Genomic DNA, 15,037 nt, shown 5'->3' with positions numbered 1-15,037 from the left:
GTGAGGGAACCGTAGTGCCTGCGTCGGGCGGCCCGCTAGAGCTTGTCGAGCTTGTTGAAGCGCAGCACCAGGCGTTTCACGCCCTCGGAGCCAAAGTCGACCTTCGCCACCGCGTTGCGTCCGCTGCCCTCGGTGCCCACCACCTTGCCCATGCCGAACTTGTCGCTGATGACGCGGTCGCCGACCTCGAAGCCCACGTCGGAGGCGCCGCCGGGCGGGCTCGGCGGGATGCTGCGTGTCTGCACGGCACCTGCACGCGAGTACGCGTTGCCGTCCTCGCGATCCTGCGATGCGCCATAGCCCATCGACGACCACCCGCCGGAGCCGCGCCGCTCGGTCCGCGCGCGCAGCGACGCCATCGACTGCTCGGAGCGCGACCACTCGATCAGCTCGGCGGGAATCTCGTCCGCGAAGCGGGACACTCCGAAGTACTGCGGCGCGCCCCAGCTCGAGCGCACCTCGGCGCGAGTCAGATACAGCCGCTCGCGGGCGCGAGTGAGGCCCACATAGGCCAGGCGGCGCTCCTCCTCCATGTCCTTCGGCAACCCGGACTCGATCGAGCGCATGTGTGGGAACGTGCCGTCCTCCATGCCAGTGATGAACACCACCGGGAACTCGAGTCCCTTGGCGGTGTGGAGCGTCATCAGCGTCACCACTCCCCCGCTGCCATCAACGTCCGGGAGTTGGTCCGCGTCCGCCACCAGCGCGACCTTCTCGAGGAACTCGGGAAGCGTGCCCTCGGGGTTCTCCTCCGAGAACTCACGTCCCACTGACACGAGCTCCATGATGTTCTCGATGCGGGACGCGTCCTGAGGGTCTTCCGATGCGCGATACGCCGAGATCATCCCCGAGCGATCCGCGATCGCATCCAGGACGCCAGCCGGTCCGTTGTCCGCCGCGAGCGCGCGCAGGTCGTCCATGAGCGACACGAAGCTGCCGATCGCGCGCACCGCCCGCGCCTGCAGACCCGCCTCGTCCGCCCACCGCAGCGCAGCGCCAAAACTGACGGGCACATCGGCCGTGGTGCGCTCGCGCCGCAGGCGGTCGATGGCCTCGACGGCGGTGTCGCCGATGCCACGCTTGGGGGTGTTGATGGCGCGCCGCATCGCGACGTCGTCGTCCTCGTTCACGACCGCGGAGAGGTACGCAAGGGCGTCCTTGACCTCCTTGCGGTCGTAGAACCGGGTGCCGCCCACGATCTTGTACGGGACGTCGGCAGCGGCCAAGCGCCCCTCGATCGCACGGGACTGAGCGTTGGCGCGGTACATGATCGCGACATCGGCAGGCGCCACGGCATCTTCGCGAATCAGCCGGGCGATCTCGTCGGCGATGTACTTCGCCTCCTCCTGCTCGGTGTCCCCCGCGAAGGCGCGGATGCGCGCGCCCGCGCCGGCGTCGGTCCACAGATTCTTGGGGGGCCGGCCCTGGTTGTTGGAGATCACCGCGTTGGCGGCGGTGAGGATGTTCTGCGTCGAGCGATAGTTCTGCTCGAGTCGCACGATGTGCGCGTTCGGGTAGTCCTTCTCGAACTCCAGGATGTTGCGGATCGTCGCGCCTCGGAAGGCGTAGATCGACTGGTCTGCGTCACCCACCACGGTGAGCTCGCCGGGAGGTACTCCGCCGTCGTCCTCGCGGCCCACGAGCTCGCGCACCAGCACGTACTGCGCGTGGTTGGTGTCCTGATACTCGTCGACGAGCACATGGCGGAACCGCTCCCGGTAGCGCTGCGCGATGTCCGGGTGGCGCTGCAGCAGGTACACGGTCTTGACGATGATGTCGTCGAAGTCGACGGCGTTCGCGGCCTCCAGGCGGCGCTGGTACTCGCCGTACGCGCGGCCCGCGGCGTGCTCGATGCTGAACTTGCTCGCCATCTCGGTCGCGGCCAGCGCGGTGGCCGGGTCGATCAGCTCGTCCTTGAACGTCCCGATGCGGTTCAGCAGCGCCTTTGCTGTGAACTTCTTGGGGTCGATGTCCTGCTCCTTCATGACGAGCTTCATGAGGTTCTGGGAATCGGCGGAGTCGTAGATGGAGAACGAGGACTTGAGACCAGCCGCCTCGTAGTCGGCACGCAGGATCCGCACACACGCGCTGTGGAAGGTCGCGACCCACATGCCGCGGGCCTCTGGTCCCACGAGCGCAGCGACGCGCTCGCGCATCTCGCCCGCCGCCTTGTTCGTGAACGTGATCGCGAGGATCTCGTGAGGGCGAGCGCGCCCGGCCTCGAGCAGGTAGGCGATGCGGTGCGTCAGCACGCGCGTCTTGCCGGAGCCGGCGCCGGCGAAGATCAGCAGCGCGCCGCCTTCGTGCAGCACCGCCTCCGCCTGGGCAGGATTCAGCCCCTCCACGAGGGGGGAGTGAGAACGGTCGGCAATATCGAAGAGCGCATCCATGACCCGACGAGTCTAGGGCGTGGCACCGACTGGCGAGGCCGGGCGCAAGACACCCGCGACCGCTATCGTGCCGTCATGCGATTCGTCGGCACGGCCGCGCTCCTGTTGGTGCTGGTCGGCTGCTCATCGGCCCCCATCATCGACACTGACGGATGGGCGCCACCACAGTCGGACGTCACCAAGGTGGAGTGCGGGGACCTGCTGGACGAGTGGGGCGCCGGCGAGGAGGAGTCGCCCGATGTGTGCTGGACTTTCGAGGAGAGCACGGGCCTCGACGACCGCTTCGCCGCCATGGTCGACGACTTCTCGGACCACGCAGGCGCGGAGCCCTCCGGCGCGCCAGAGTGCATGAGCAGTTCGGATGTCGACGTCAGCGCGGTGGGCTGCCAGGCCCAGTGGGACAACGACGGCGGCGTGGTGGTGCTGAGCACCAGCCTGACGCTCAACGGGTTGATCGCGGAGATGGAGGCCGGAACAGACGTCGACGCCTCGACCCCCCGGCTGTATGAGATCACGCTGTGGACCTCGGAGGAACCGCTGGAGTCCGACCCGGCGATCGGCGACTTCTATGAGCCACTCGCCGACTGACGGGGCAGGCCCGGGTTAGCCCCGGCAGGGGGCGGCGACCGCGCCGTGACGCTCGAGCGCCACCAAGGCGGTATCCGCCGCGCTCCTCACGTCCGCGTCGTCGTCGTACTTCGCCAGCCCCAGCAGCAGCCGCCACACCTCTCGATCGGCCGGTGCGCGGCCGGCCGTCGCGAGGATCGCGAAGCACCGCGCCGCCGTCGCCCGCACCGGGGCGCGAGGGTCGCAGGCGAGGCGCTTGAGCTCCGGCACCATGAGCACGAGCTCGCCGATGCGGCGGGACCGCATCGCGTCGCGCGCCGCGCGGTCCTGCTCGGGCGAGGGGCCGATGCGGGGGGCCGGCTCGGTCGCTTGGTGATGGCCGACCCAGAACGCCAGCGCGCGCAGCCGTAACTGGGACTCGTCGTGTCGCGTGCTCGCGCTCGCCGTCATCCGTCTCGCCATCGCCATGTTGGGCCTGCGTCCCCCGGGGTGCGCCGTCGGGCGCTCCTGTGGGGCAGACACTACTTTCGAACCGCATCGTTTTCAAGAGGTGAAGTACTTCCCCTGCGAGCGGCCGATGCGGGGTCAGGCGGTGAGCGGACGCGCTTCGGCCCGGCCCGCGAACTGCGGCAGCACGTGCCGCTTCATGCTGGCAAGGAGCTCGGCCGCGACCGGGGTCGGGTCGACTGCAGCACGCACCGTCCATCGGCGATCGAGTCCATCGCGCTGGAGCTCACCCAGCCGAGCCATGAGCCCGCCGCCGTGGACGAAGTCGTGCGCGTAGTACATGCCGGCGTCGGGCTGATCGGGCAGGGCGGGCTCGCTCGCGCGCCACTGCTCCCACTGGACCCGGCTCACCGCCACCACGTTGACGTCGAACTGGTATCGGCCGACGGTGTTCCAAGCGGCGGGCACGAAGGCCAGTCGCAAGTGCCACACGCGGCTGGGATAGTCGAAGCGACCGTCGCCGCCCTCGAGGCCCCATTCGCGCAGCGTGGGTGCCACCTGATGCTCCATCATCGCGCCGTAGGTCTGACGCGCGCTGGCAGCGGTCTCGACTGGCGGGAGGGAATCCCGCACCCGTCGCGCGACGCTGCGCTGCACCTTGGGCAGGCTCATGGTTCTCTTTCTACACAACACAGACGAAAGCCGCATGTCGGGCTATGCCCGACATGCGGCCTCGCAGTGGATTGACCTAGGCGCTGTACCCCGCGCGCTGGGTTCCGGACCGGCGCGAGCGACCGCCGCCACCGCCGCCACCGGAGCGGCGCGCGGCACCGCCAGGCGCGCTGGTGCGTCCGCCCTGGCTGCGTCCGCCTTGGCTGCGGGTGCCCTGGCTGCGGGCGCCCTGAGGCTGGCGGATGGGCGTCGCCGTGGGCTTCACGAACGGGGCGACCTCACCCACGAGCTTCACCACGGCATCGGTCGTCGCGGAGACGGACTGCGGCTCTGCGGTGATCTTGGCACGGCGCATGAGCTGCTGCGAGTCGCGGCGCTGCTCCGGAAGCACGACGGTGACGACGTCGCCGTCGCTGCCGGCCCGAGCGGTGCGGCCCGAGCGGTGCAGGTATGCCTTGTGCTCGGTGGGCGGGTCCACGTGCACCACGAGCTCGACCCCGTCCACGTGCACGCCGCGGGCGGCGACATCCGTGGCAACGAGCACGCGGTGCGTGCCCTCGGAGAAGTGCGCGAGGTTCTTGTCGCGCTTGGCCTGCGACAGGTTGCCGTGCAGGTCGACCGCCGGAATACCCGCATCGGACAACTGCTTGGCCAGTCGCTTGGCGTGGTGCTTGGTGCGCATGAAGAGGATGCGACGGCCGGTGCCGGAGGCGAGTGCGTGCACGACGTCCCGCTTCGCATCGGCCGAGGCGACGTGGAAGACGTGGTGGGTCATGGCCGCGACGGGCGACTCGGCCGAGTCCACCGAGTGGGTGACCGGGTTGGAAAGGAACCGGCGCACGAGCTTGTCCACGCCGTTGTCGAGCGTCGCAGAGAACAGCATGCGCTGACCCTTGCTGGGCGTGGACGTCATGATGCGGGTGACACCGGGCAGGAAGCCCAGGTCCGCCATGTGGTCGGCCTCGTCGAGAACGGTGATGTCGACCGAGTCGAGCTTGACATGACCCTGCTTCATGAGGTCCTCAAGGCGGCCGGGGCAGGCCACCACGATGTCGGCGCCGCGGCGCAGCGCGACCTCCTGGCGGTGCTGCTTGACGCCGCCGAAGATCGTGGTGGTGGTGAGGCCGTATGCGGCCGCGAGCGGAGCGATGACCGCTTCGATCTGCGTCGCGAGCTCACGAGTCGGGGCGAGGACAAGGCCACGCGGCCGGTTGGGCTGGGCCCGTCCGCCCTTCTCTCCCAGGCGCGCAGCCATGGGGATCGCGAAGGCGAGGGTCTTGCCGGAGCCGGTGCGGCCGCGGCCCAGGACGTCGCGCCCCGACAGAGTGTCGGGCAGGGTGTCGACCTGGATGGGGAAGGCGTTCTTCTTGCCCTCCGCGTCGAGGAGATTCGTGATTTTGGTGGGCACGCCAAGAGTGGCGAAGGTGGTGTCAGACAAAGCGGGTGCCTTTCGGGCAGTGCGCCAGTGCTTGCCGCGCGACAGCGCGACGGGTCCGTGAAAGTCACGGCACCAGCGTTGGTGGCGAATCGCGCGGGGTCGCGCGTCCGTTCGCCGAAGAGATTTTCTACGAGCCACGCTGCCGTGTCCACAAGTGGGACCGGCTGCGGCGAGAAGGAGAAGCCATCTGCGACGCAGGAGGACCGGGGATGGTCCTGCAAGTGACACCAGCATAGCAGGCCCGACGCCCGAACCCCAGCAGGCCCTTAGACGATGCGGCGTTGGGCGGCCCAATGGGCGAGTTCGTGGCGGTTGGTCAGCTGCAGCTTGTGGAGCACCTTGCCCACGTGCGTCTCGACGGTCTTGATCGAGATGAACAGCTTCTCCCCCACCTCGCGGTACGTGTAGCCGCGGGCGATCAGCCTCATCACCTCCTGCTCGCGCGCGGTGAGCTTGTCGAGGTCCTCATCTGCATGAGCCACCTCGCCGCCCGCCGCGCCGAAGGCATCGAGCACGAACCCCGCAAGGCGAGGTGAGAACACCGCGTCGCCCGACGCGACGCGCCTGACTGCGTCGGACAGGTCCGGGCCGGAGATGGACTTGGTGACGTAGCCGCGCGCGCCGGCGCGGATGACGGACACCACGTCCTCGGCAGAGTCGGACACGGACAGCGCCAGCACCCGGGTGCCGTCGATGCGGCCCTTGAGATCCGCGAGCACGTCGAGCGCGCCGCCGCCCTGGCCACCTGGCAGGTGCACGTCGAGGATCACCACCTGGGGTCGTGCGTCGAGGACCTCCGCGACGGCCGAGTCCACGTCGTGGGCCTCGCCCACCACCTGGATGTCGTGGTCCAGAGACTCACGCACCCCCACACGGATCACGTCATGGTCGTCCACGATCACCACTGTCACGCTCATCGGGAATCTCCTCTTGGCATCACGATCATCACCTCTGTCTTGCCGCCGGGCGTGCTGCGCACCTCGGCCCCGCCTCCGTGGCGGGCCACCCTGCCCACGATCGACTGGCGGATGCCCAGTCTGTCCTCCGGGACGGCACCGGGATCGAACCCCGGCCCCGAATCGCGCACGAACACCTCATAGGAGTCGGCGGTGAGCTCCGCGTAGACACTGATGGGCTCCAGGCCGTGACGCGCGGCGTTGGTGATGGCCTCTCGTGCTGCCTGCACTGCGGCCCCCAGCCACTCGTCGGTGGGCGCATCGCCCACGCACACCGTATCGATAGCGACGCCGTGAGCGTCCTCGACCTGAGCTACGGCGTCCTTGATCGCGCTCGCCACAGACTCCTCGACGCTGGGGCGGTCCTGGTACAGGTACGCGCGCAGATCCCGTTCCTGCGCACGCGCGAGCCGAGAGACGGAGTCGGGGTCGCTCGCCCGGGCGCGGATCAGCGTGAGCGTCTGGAGCACCGAATCGTGCAGGTGCGCGGCGATCTCAGCGCGCTCGTGCTCGCGGATGCGCTCGTCGCGCTCGATCCCGACCTGCCGGATGAGCCGCAGCCACCATGGTGCCAGCAGCAACGCCCCGCCCGCCGCGATGACGAGCGGCGTCACGATCGCCCTCACCACGCCGTTGTCGGTGAAGTCCCACATGGCGAACCACCACATCGCGCCGATGCCCAGCAGCAACCCCACGAGCAGCCGCAGCCACGCGTCGCGGCGGAAGATCCCCGCGACGTCGAGCCGGCGAGCATCCTGTCCGAACACCCCGTCGAGAGGGCTCCACACCACTCCGAGTCCCGCGAGGTAGACCACGAGCGGCACCGCCCACGTGGGGAGGTCCTCGGTGCCCCACCGCCCCGCCGCCAGCACGGCCGCCACGGTGAGCAGCGCGAGGCCTCCCAGCACCTTCCATGCGGTCGGCACGCCCTGGTGGCGCGCGAGTGGCGCGGCCACCGGGCGGTGCGCCTGGGTCGTCATGGAGTCATCGTCACACAAAGTGCCCTCGCGCGGCCCCGGCTGACGCGCATCTCAGGGTCGCTCCCTCACGAGGATCAGGGGCACAGTCAGGGGGGTACCTCATAGCGCCGCGGCAGCTCGAAGAGAAGACTGGAACCAGCAGCGACGTCCACGACGTCACGACCACACGAGGAGAGACATGACCGAGCAGCCGCAGCCTCAGAAGGAGGCAGCGTTCTTCACCGCGATCCGCCAGTGGGGCCTCACCCGCGGCCAGAACGGTGTGGTGGGCGGAGTCGTCGAGGGTCTCGGCGCCCGCGTGGGGATGGCAGCCGTTCCCGCACGTCTGATCGTGGTGCTGGCATGGTTCCTGATGTCGGGGTTCGTCATGCTCGCCTATGCAGCGGCATGGGGATTGCTGCCCGACCGGCGCGGCAACATCATCATCCAGAACTTCGGCAGGGGCGTCACCAATGTGGGCGCACTGCTGGGCATCGCGGTGCTGACGCTGTTCGGCTTCGGCTCGCTCAGTAGCGGACCGCTGATCGGCCCGTTCGGCGGGGGCGCCGACCCGTGGATCTGGGACAACGTTCTCGGCAACGGCGACGTGCCTGGGTTCGCACGGGTGCTCGTGGTGCTGCTCGCCATCACCATCCCGCTGCTCGTGCTCTCCGGGGTCATCGTGCTCATCGTGTGGCTCGTCAAGCGCTCCAAGAGCGACCCGCCCTCCGGCGGCACGCAGGGCTGGGCCGCCATGCCCGATGCGCCCGCCGGCTCGGGCGCAGCAGGCGCGGCCGATGCGGGGGTCGCGGCCGGCACAGCAGGCGCCGCCGGCGCAGCAACGACTCCGCCCCCAGCTCCCACGCCCGCCGAGGACGGCGGGACCGGTACGCCGTCTGCCGAGCGAGCCCGCGCATCGGCCGCCGGAGATGCCTCCACCTACTCTCCGCAGCCATGGGAGCCCGCCCTCACGCCGGGTGACCCGCGCCTTGCGGGCGGTCCCGCCACTGCCTCATTCCCCACGGCAGAGCGGGTGCCGCCGGTCCCGCCTGCTCCGCCCGTGCCCCCGGTGCCACACGCGCCGTACAGCCCTCCCCGCCCCCGCGTACCGGGACCGGGCAAGGGCGGCTACCTCGCCTTCCTGGGGGTGCTGCTGGTCTCCGCGGCCGTCGTCATCGGCGTCGACAGAGCGGACCGGCTCGCCGTCAACCCGGTGCTCGCGTGGGGCGCCGTCGTGACCGTGGGCCTCGGCGCCGTGCTGATCGTCGTCGCGCTCACGGGACGCAAGCTCGGCTTCCTAGGGTTCCTCTCCGTCGTCGCCGTGGTGGCGGGCGTCCCGCTCGCGGCGAACGCTGCGGAGATCCGCTCCGCCTATGACGAGCCGTGGGGATGGTGGGAGGTCGAGATGGCGATCAGTGAATCCACTGCGGAGCCGACCGAGGAGGCCGTCCCAGTCGAGCCGAGCGCGGACCTGACCGAACCCTTCGCAAGCGACTACACCCAGGTATCGATCCCCTCCGGGTGCTGGGCCCTGTCGTCGTCCGACGATCCCGGCGGGGCCAGTGATCCGCAGTGGTGGAGTGACAACGGCCAGACCAGCATCCGCCTGAACGATGTCATGGAGGACGAGACCCTCGAGATAGGTGAGGGCGCGACCAGGATCACCGTCCCGTCAGGAACCAGCGTCGAGGTCTCGCAGACGGACGACGTGTACCTGGTGTGGGAGGAGCGCGACCTCGTGTGCGACCTTCAGTACGCGTTCTCGGACGTCACCGGCGACTGGCTGTCAGCGACCAACCCGGGAGACCCGGTGGTCACGATCGAGCCCACCGGCGCAGGTGCCGCCGTCTTCATCCAGGAGGAGCAGTCATGATGACCATCGCCGATCCCCGCCGGCGCGCGGGCCAGCGCATCTCCAGCGCCCTGTGGGGGCTGCTCGTGGCCGGAGTGGGAGTGATGTTGATCGCGTCGTACTCCGGGTACGACATCGACCTTGAGCTCGCGGCCATCATCGTGCTCGCGGCCATCGGAGGTTGGCTGCTGCTGTCAGCGGCCGTGTCCGGCATCGGCCGCAAGCGCGAGATCTCCCGTGCGACCGCCCCGACGGTCGAGGAACGGGTCGATCCCGCTCCCTCGTCCGAGGTCCGTGCCGCGGAATGGCACGGGGATGCGTCGCGCCCGGATGACAAGGCGGACCGCGACGACAGCGAGAGCCAAGGTGACGCTGCGGACACGGAGGTCGACACGACTGCCGAGCTCCCCACGGACGGCGAGCCCCCGCGCGCGTGAACGCGACACTCAGCGCCCGCTAGGAGCCGCGGACCGTCCGGATCCGACACTCAGCACCCACGAGGGCGCTCAGACAGAGTGGGCGCTGGGGCGCGGACCTACTCCCACTCGATGGTGCCCGGCGGCTTGGACGTCACGTCCAGCACCACGCGGTTGATCTCCGCCACGTCGTTGGTGATGCGGTTCGAGATGTGCGCGAGCGTCTCGTAGGGCACGCGAGTCCAGTCGGCTGTCATCGCGTCCTCGGACGAGACCGGGCGCAGGACCACGGGATGCCCGTACGTGCGGCCGTCGCCCTGGACGCCCACGGAGCGCACATCGGCGAGCAGCACAACGGGGCACTGCCAGATGTCCTGATCAAGCCCGGCCTTGGTGAGCTCCTCGCGCGCGATCGCGTCCGCGCGACGCAGGATCTCGAGGCGGTCCCACGTGACCTCGCCGATGATCCGGATCCCCAGGCCGGGACCGGGGAAGGGCTGGCGGCCCACGATGTCCTCGGGCAGGCCGAGCTCGCGGCCCACGGCGCGCACCTCGTCCTTGAACAAGGTGCGCAGCGGCTCGATCAGCGAAAACTGCAGGTCGTCAGGAAGCCCACCTACGTTGTGGTGGCTCTTGATGTTCGCCGCGCCCTCGCCGCCGCCCGACTCGACCACGTCGGGGTAGAGCGTGCCCTGAACCAGGAACTCAACCTGCTCGCCGTGCGCGCCAGCCTCCTCGACCACCTGGCGTGCGGCGTCCTCGAACACTCGGATGAACTCCCGGCCGATGATCTTGCGCTTGGTCTCCGGATCGGAGACGCCCGCCAGGGCGGTGAGGAATCGCTCCTTCTCGTCGCGAATGATCAGCCGCACTCCGGTCGACGCCACGAAGTCCTTCTCGATCTGCTCGACCTCGCCTGCGCGCATGAGGCCGTGGTCGACGTGGATGCAGGTGAGCTGGTCACCGACGGCACGTTGAACGATCGCGGCGGCAACTGCGGAGTCCACGCCCCCCGACAGCGCACAGATGACGCGCTTGTCGCCCACCTGAGCGCGGATCAGCTCGACCTGCTCGTCGATCACGTGTCCGCTGGTCCAGTCGGCGCGCAGGCCCGCGACGTTGAACAGGAAGTTCTCGATGGCGCGCTGGCCGAGCGGGGAGTGCTTAACCTCGGGGTGCCACTGCATGCCGCACATGCGCCGCTCGAGATTCTCGAAGGCGGCCACGGGTGCACCCTCCGTCGTGGCGAGCACCGTGAATCCCGCCGGGGCTTCCTGCACCGAGTCGCCGTGGCTCATCCACACCTCTTGGGACTCGGGGCTACCCGCGAGCGCCGTGCCCGCGACCGAGACCGAGGCCTGCGTGCGCCCGTACTCCCGCAGACCCGTCTTGGCGACCGTCCCGCCCAACGCGCGAGCCATCTCCTGGAAGCCGTAGCAGATGCCCATCACCGGCACGCCGGCCTCGAACAGCGCGGGGTCGATGCGTGGGGCGCCCTCGGCGTACACCGATGCGGGCCCGCCCGACAGGATCACGGCCCGTGGGTCCTTCGCGAGCATGTCGGCGGCGCTCATGGAGTGGGGAACGACCTCGGAGTAGACGTCGGCCTCGCGCACTCGGCGCGCGATGAGTTGCGCATACTGCGCACCGAAGTCGACGACGAGGACGGGCCGATGCTGGGTGTCGGGCATGGGTCAGACCTCCTGTCCGGCGCGCACCTCGCGGGTGACCCGGCTCTCGATGAAGAAGGACAGCAGCGGGACCACGCCGCCCAAGAACAGGGTCGCGAGGCGGCCGTAGTCCCAACGCGCCCGCGACCACAGCTGCCACACGGTCACCAGGTAGACGATGTAGATGAAACCGTGCACCTGGGCGAGCGCGGAGAAGTAAGGGTCCCAAGACTCGGGAGTCGCGAGCGCGGGGATGTATCGCAGCATGGCGAGGAAGACGATGATGAGCAGGGTTCCGGTGATGAAGGCCATCACCCGGTAGCGAAGAAGGACGCCGGGCGTCACCTCCGTCACGGTCGCCTGGGTCGCCCTGGGCTCAGTTGCGGGATCGGTCACGTGTGTCCTCCGTGGGGCTCGTCCGCCGCGCTGGCCGAGTCGAGGGCCTCGCGCGCACGGAAGCCATTGTCCCGTATCCACCGCGCCGCGATGAACGCGAAGAAGGCCCCGAACAGCCACCACTCGAGCGCGTAGGCCAGGGACCGGAAGTCCACCGAACGCTCAACCTCGGGAGCCGGCAGCGCACGCAGCCCCTGCTCGGGCGCATCGGCGTTCAGCAGGGTGCCGTACAGCGGCGCCTCCCAGGCTTGAGCGAAAATGGCGGGTGACAACCGGTCGGCCCAGAACGCCCCCTCGGGAGCGGCCTCGTCCGGATCCGGCGCGGGCGCAGCACCTTCACCCGAGCGCAGGTATCCGGCAACGCGCCTGTCAGCGGGCGCACGCGAATCGAAGTCGGCGACCTCGTCGGGCGACAACCAGCCCACGACCACCGGCAGAGTAGCGGGCTCCCCTGACCCCGTCGCGTCCGCCGCGACGGTGAAAGGCCGCACCACGATCACGGCGGGAACGCCGTCGATCTCGCGGTTCGGGATCAGGGCCGCATCGTCGGCGGCGAACTGTCCGTCAGCCCAGACCGCTCGGCCCTGCTCGGAACCGGGAGTCGTGGCCGGGGCGGCGACCTCCGCGATCGCCACCGCAGGGTCGGGCTGGCGCACCTCCCCCTGCTCCGAGGCTCGGCCCCACTGCCACCACCCGAGGACGCCGCAGACCACGATGGCTGCCATCGCGAACGCCGCCACGGGGACCACGCGAGCCCAACGAATCCTGCGCACCACCGTTACGAAGGCTCGCGAGTCTCGGCGTGCACGAGCGCGGCGTCAGCGGCCGTGGGCGAACCGGCCTCGATCACGCTGACCCGGTCGCGGCCACCTGCCTTGGAGGCATAGAGGGCCTCGTCCGCCCTCCGGATGGCGTGGTGCGGGCTGCCGTCGTACTCCCCTTCGGTGAGGCCGATCGACACGGTGATCGAGTGCTCATGGCCCATGCATGCGACGGAGACGCCGCCGATGGCCGCGCGCACCCGCTCCATCGACACCAGCGCGTCGGGCAGTTCCGCATCGGTGATCACGAACACGAACTCCTCACCGCCCCATCGTCCCACCGAGTCGGTGACGCGCACGCTCGCGCTGAGACGGGACCCGATATCGGCGAGGACGCGATCCCCGCATGCGTGTCCGTACCTGTCGTTAATGTCCTTGAAGTGATCCAGATCCGCGATCGCGAGGCAGTACGGCTCTCCTCCCTCTACCGACAGCCGCTCGAGGCGCTCCATCACGGGCCGGCGGTTCGCCAGGCCCGTGAGCACGTCGGTGTTCGCGAGGTACTCGGCACGCGCGGCCAGCTCGGCTGCGCGCCGGCGTGCGCGCTCGGCCCGGAAGTGGCTGAGCGCCGCCAAGATGAACAGGATGCTCGAGGTGAGCAGAGCATTGACCGAGAACAAGGCGTTGAGCAGAACGGGCGGCATCTGCACGATCGCGCTCGACGCCGGCAGCAGGAACTGGCATGCAAGGAACCCGAAGAGCGCGACGAAGGCCCAGACCCACCGCAGCACCCGCTGCGCCTCGGTGAACACCATGAACACCAGCTGCGCGCCGAGCAGCATGAACAGGTGCAGGCCGGCGTCCCAGCCCACGTACGCCGAGGCCACCAGGAGCTGCACGACGGCGGCGCCCAGCGTGAGCAGCGCCGCACCGAGCTGGCGCCCGAGCCTCGCCAGCAGGATGCACAGCACGTAGATGACGCCCATGGCGAGGTTGAAGACGATGAGCGGCGCGAAGGTCGACAGGTCATAGGTGATGAAGAACGCGGCATAGGACAGCGTCAGCAGCAGAGCGAGCAGGGCGATGCCGTGCGTCGTCGACACCGAGCGGCCGGGTTCACCGGTGAGCCGCCCGACGCGGCGGTCGAGCAGCCGCTCCACCGCATCGCTCAGATGCCGGCCCCGTGCCCTGCGCTCACGGTCCCCACCCATGGATGTCCTCCCGATCGTCTGCGACTCGCTCCGCCGGCGATCGCCTGGTACGAGCGCAGAGGCCTTAGCCTACTTCGCGTGATCGGCTAGCTCCAGGGGACGGCACGAACGCGAGGCCTCAGTCCCGCGCCGTCACCGCGACGCTCGCACCGAGCACCCGATTGCGCCCGGACTCCTTGGCCTCGTACAGCTTCGCGTCGGCGAGGCGCAAGGTCTCCTCCTTGCCGGCGTGGCGGCCCGCATGGGCCACGCCCGCAGAGATCGTGACGGGCTCGAGGAATGCGTCCGCCCCGTACTCGTCCGCCATCGCCCGCCGAGCATCCTCGATCACTCCCACCGCAGCGCCGAGGGACATGTGAGGCAGCACCACGAGGAACTCCTCGCCGCCCCACCTCGCCACGGTGCCGCGAGAGCCCACCGCATCCACCAAGGTCCTCGCGACGTTCGACAGCACGACGTCGCCGGCGCCGTGCCCCAGGCGATCGTTGATGCGCTTGAAGCGATCGAGGTCCAGGAGAGCGAGCGCGTACTCCCCTGAGCGCACCGCGTCCGAGAGGAACGGCCCGATGCCGCGACGGTTGTAGACCTCGGTCAGCGCATCCGTGCGAGCCGCTACGTGTGCCTCGGCGAGGAGCTCGTCGTTGCGCCGCCTCTCGCGCACGAAATAGTGGTTGTTGAACAGCGCCAGCACGGAGACGATCATCACGACCACGAGCACGTTGCCAACCGAGGCCCCCGTCAGCCAGTTGTCGCTCACCGCGACCTCCGGCACCTCGAAGTCCGCTGCGAGGTACATGCGCACCAGCACGAGCGCGGCGACGGCCGTGATCGCGGCCGCGACCCGCCACTGGCGCGGAGGGAAGAGCACGAACGCGAGCGCGCCGACGGTCAGCAGCGGCAGGGAGAACCCTGCCTCGGTAGAGAACAGCCACGACAGGTACCCGAACTGGACAATCGGCAGCACGAGACCCGTGATGGAGGCGGCAATGTAGTGGCGGCGTCGATTGAGGTCCACGCACACGATCCAGCCGCACACCATCGCCAGGTGTGTAAGAGCGGGCACGAGGGTGGCGGGCGGGTGCGCCACGGCGATCGCGACCACCCACGGAAGACACACGGCTGCGCTCATCAGGAAGAACCGGTTGGCGCCCATGACGGACCGCGACCGCACGGGGTCCAGTCCACTGACGCCCGAGTTCAAGATGATGTTGAAGGCGCGCCGCCAGGGCCGCCGACCCAAAGTGCCCGTCATCTACCCGCCTCAGCTCCCGGTTCACGACAGGCCGATGCCACGGCGCAACC

Annotated in this window: 14 protein-coding genes; 3 read left to right on the top strand and 11 right to left on the bottom strand. The window is 69.5% G+C overall.

The genetic code is table 11. The features are described from left to right. Positions 1-35 precede the first annotated feature (35 nt). Complete coding sequence (locus ACNI3K_RS04610; RefSeq protein WP_419390671.1) at positions 36-2,390, bottom strand: UvrD-helicase domain-containing protein; 2,355 nt, start codon at positions 2,388-2,390, stop codon at positions 36-38. A gap of 75 nt (positions 2,391-2,465) precedes the next feature. Between ACNI3K_RS04610 and ACNI3K_RS04605 the strand changes: the two genes are divergently transcribed. Next, positions 2,466-2,978 carry a hypothetical protein gene (locus ACNI3K_RS04605; RefSeq protein ID WP_419390670.1) on the top strand — a complete coding sequence of 171 codons (513 nt, stop codon included), beginning with the start codon at positions 2,466-2,468 and terminating at the stop codon, positions 2,976-2,978. Positions 2,979-2,993: 15 nt separating this feature from the next. Here ACNI3K_RS04605 and ACNI3K_RS04600 read toward each other — a convergent pair whose 3' ends face one another. The 5 genes from ACNI3K_RS04600 to ACNI3K_RS04580 all read right to left on the bottom strand — a co-directional run bounded on the left by ACNI3K_RS04600 (position 2,994) and on the right by ACNI3K_RS04580 (position 7,450). Continuing rightward, positions 2,994-3,407 (bottom strand): hypothetical protein, encoded by a 414-nt coding sequence (locus ACNI3K_RS04600; RefSeq protein ID WP_419390669.1) that lies wholly within the window; start codon positions 3,405-3,407, stop codon positions 2,994-2,996. 135 nt (positions 3,408-3,542) lie between these two features. Further along, positions 3,543-4,076 (bottom strand): hypothetical protein, encoded by a 534-nt coding sequence (locus ACNI3K_RS04595; protein WP_419390668.1) that lies wholly within the window; start codon positions 4,074-4,076, stop codon positions 3,543-3,545. 76 nt (positions 4,077-4,152) lie between these two features. Next, a complete protein-coding gene (locus ACNI3K_RS04590; RefSeq protein WP_419390667.1) occupies positions 4,153-5,514 on the bottom strand; it encodes a DEAD/DEAH box helicase in 1,362 nt (453 codons plus the stop codon). A 266-nt stretch (positions 5,515-5,780) separates the two neighbouring features. Next, positions 5,781-6,431: a response regulator gene (locus ACNI3K_RS04585; RefSeq protein WP_419390666.1), complete on the bottom strand. Its 651-nt coding sequence runs from the start codon at positions 6,429-6,431 to the stop codon at positions 5,781-5,783. Next, positions 6,428-7,450 (bottom strand): sensor histidine kinase, encoded by a 1,023-nt coding sequence (locus ACNI3K_RS04580; RefSeq protein WP_419390665.1) that lies wholly within the window; start codon positions 7,448-7,450, stop codon positions 6,428-6,430. Before ACNI3K_RS04580 ends, ACNI3K_RS04585 begins: the two co-directional genes overlap by 4 nt. Before the next feature lie 178 nt (positions 7,451-7,628). Between ACNI3K_RS04580 and ACNI3K_RS04575 the strand changes: the two genes are divergently transcribed. Both ACNI3K_RS04575 and ACNI3K_RS04570 read left to right on the top strand, forming a co-directional pair. Next, positions 7,629-9,302 (top strand): PspC domain-containing protein, encoded by a 1,674-nt coding sequence (locus ACNI3K_RS04575; protein WP_419390664.1) that lies wholly within the window; start codon positions 7,629-7,631, stop codon positions 9,300-9,302. Continuing rightward, positions 9,299-9,718 (top strand): ABC transporter permease family protein, encoded by a 420-nt coding sequence (locus ACNI3K_RS04570; RefSeq protein ID WP_419390663.1) that lies wholly within the window; start codon positions 9,299-9,301, stop codon positions 9,716-9,718. The genes ACNI3K_RS04575 and ACNI3K_RS04570 overlap by 4 nt, the downstream gene beginning before the upstream one ends. A 98-nt stretch (positions 9,719-9,816) precedes the next feature. On the opposite strand, the gene guaA is transcribed toward ACNI3K_RS04570, so the two are convergent. From guaA to ACNI3K_RS04545, 5 genes are all read right to left on the bottom strand, one after another. Beyond that, positions 9,817-11,388, bottom strand: coding sequence for a glutamine-hydrolyzing GMP synthase (gene guaA, locus ACNI3K_RS04565; protein WP_419390662.1), 1,572 nt, complete (start codon positions 11,386-11,388; stop codon positions 9,817-9,819). A gap of 3 nt (positions 11,389-11,391) precedes the next feature. Continuing rightward, complete coding sequence (locus tag ACNI3K_RS04560; RefSeq protein ID WP_419390661.1) at positions 11,392-11,763, bottom strand: DUF3817 domain-containing protein; 372 nt, start codon at positions 11,761-11,763, stop codon at positions 11,392-11,394. After that, on the bottom strand, positions 11,760-12,539 hold the full coding sequence (locus ACNI3K_RS04555; RefSeq protein WP_419390660.1) for an SURF1 family protein: 780 nt from the start codon (positions 12,537-12,539) through the stop codon (positions 11,760-11,762). Before ACNI3K_RS04555 ends, ACNI3K_RS04560 begins: the two co-directional genes overlap by 4 nt. Before the next feature lie 2 nt (positions 12,540-12,541). Then, positions 12,542-13,735, bottom strand: a complete 1,194-nt coding sequence (locus ACNI3K_RS04550; RefSeq protein WP_419390659.1) for a GGDEF domain-containing protein — start codon at positions 13,733-13,735, stop codon at positions 12,542-12,544. A 118-nt stretch (positions 13,736-13,853) separates the two neighbouring features. Further along, positions 13,854-14,987 carry a GGDEF domain-containing protein gene (locus ACNI3K_RS04545; protein WP_419390658.1) on the bottom strand — a complete coding sequence of 378 codons (1,134 nt, stop codon included), beginning with the start codon at positions 14,985-14,987 and terminating at the stop codon, positions 13,854-13,856. Positions 14,988-15,037: the final 50 nt, after the last annotated feature.

Origin of the sequence: Demequina ureilytica, from assembly GCF_048553575.1 — a bacterium.
Classification (GTDB): Bacteria; Actinomycetota; Actinomycetes; order Actinomycetales; family Demequinaceae; genus Demequina.
The sequence above is the reverse complement of the archived record's forward strand: the minus strand, read 5'-3'. Positions and strand labels throughout refer to the sequence as shown.